We start from the raw sequence: 1,499 nt of genomic DNA, 5'->3' as shown, positions 1-1,499 counted from the left end.
CATGATGGTAAAACTGGCGGTTATTCCACGCCACCTACACCAGTCCCAGACTCTCGGGGTATTTGGGGATTGCCTAACCCGGCACCTGAATCGTTACCCCCCGTACCGGGAACGCCGATCGCGGAGGAGAAGGGGCCAAATATTGAAACGCTGCCTATTGAAGACCGGGATTTCAATGACTTTATCATCGTTGACCCGATGGGGGCAGTACCAGCAATTTATGTTTACTTTAAGAAAGAAAAAGTGCCTGCTGTTGAATTTGAAATAGACTATTATGGAAAATTACGTGAAAAGTACTTAAATGTGGATAAAGATGGGAGTAAAGTTGAATTTGACCACCTTCCATCTCAGGCAGCTTGTAAACAAAAAATTTTGAATGATGACCCTTTAGCAGCACCCGTTAATATTAGGAAAAAAATGTCTGATATAGCCGCCATAGTAATAAAACAAAAAGCGCATCAGCAGGACAGTGAAACATATGGCGGACGTCAACATACGAAAGTCACTAACGACTATGGAGATGTCACGAAAAGGAGTGAGCACGATAGTCAAGACTTAAGATCTGCAGTAGATTCTAACTGGAATGCATTGTCAAAAGAACTTGTTAGTAAATATGGTTTACCTGAATCAGAGGTGGACCCCATGAGAGCAAGAATTCATGAGTTAAACGTTGCTAAAGGGTGGTATAAATGACTATTAATGTTGAAGCATTAATCAAGCAACTAGGGGAGCGTTATCAGGATATTTATGATAAAAACCTAATCCCCTATAAAATAAAACCAGGAGATGAAGACAAGGATGAGGATGATGCTTATATAAATCTAGAGCAAGATGAGGGGCTTCATTTAACATTTGAAAACACTGAAGATAAAAAGATTCGTCAAATTGCATTGATTCTCGAAGATGAAGAAAAAACGGACTGGATTTTTCCGAATAAAATGCCGTTTAATTTAGAACCTGTAATGACTCAGAAATGGGTTCGTACGCATTTAGGGAACCCAATGATTTATGGAAAACCCAAACCTGATGGAATAATCAGTCGTGGCGCTACTGAGATATATCCTTTATTGCCCCCTAATCAGAATATTGCTGTCCAGTTTTTCTATAATTCTTATCTTTTTGTTGAGACAATTGTTTTCTATTCAATCGATCATGCCAGGGATATTCAGGCAAGGGTTGAGAAGCTCCGGAGGGAGGGTGTAGATATATAATCAAAAAGGAAGTGGATTATCTGACAAAAAATACGGCTATTAAAACCCATTGGTAATTTTCTTGTTAGCTATATTCTATTCGAAAGGGCTGAATGAAGGTGAGACGGAAATGCTGCAGAGTATACGTGGCGACAAGCTCTACCATAACCTGAGCCACGGGCAAATGCTGATTGGTGCATACACCCGTCAGACCGTCACCGTCACCCGTCAAGATTATATCTCAGAATATGATCTCCGGAAAATTGCTCAACAAAACGGGAAAGCCCGCACACGTGTACGTTTTCGTAT

The 1,499-nt window shown here is 40.6% G+C and carries 2 protein-coding genes and 1 pseudogene; all 3 read left to right on the top strand.

Features of this window, described 5'->3' with window-relative positions; all coding sequences use genetic code 11:
* On the top strand, nt 1-693 hold a 693-nt coding region (locus OGV52_RS17000; RefSeq protein WP_287108833.1), incomplete at its 5' end, for an S-type pyocin domain-containing protein.
* Nucleotides 690-1,211 carry a DUF6392 family protein gene (locus tag OGV52_RS16995; RefSeq protein WP_200052158.1) on the top strand — a complete coding sequence of 174 codons (522 nt, stop codon included), beginning with the start codon at nt 690-692 and terminating at the stop codon, nt 1,209-1,211. The genes OGV52_RS17000 and OGV52_RS16995, both read left to right, overlap by 4 nt.
* A gap of 43 nt (nt 1,212-1,254) precedes the next feature.
* Nucleotides 1,255-1,499 (top strand): annotated as a pseudogene (locus tag OGV52_RS16990) (hypothetical protein); the annotation flags it as partial.

The sequence above is a fragment of the Citrobacter sp. Cb041 genome (assembly GCF_030336655.1).
GTDB classification, from domain to species: domain Bacteria; phylum Pseudomonadota; class Gammaproteobacteria; order Enterobacterales; family Enterobacteriaceae; genus Citrobacter; species Citrobacter braakii.
This window is presented reverse-complemented; position numbering and strand designations above follow the sequence as displayed.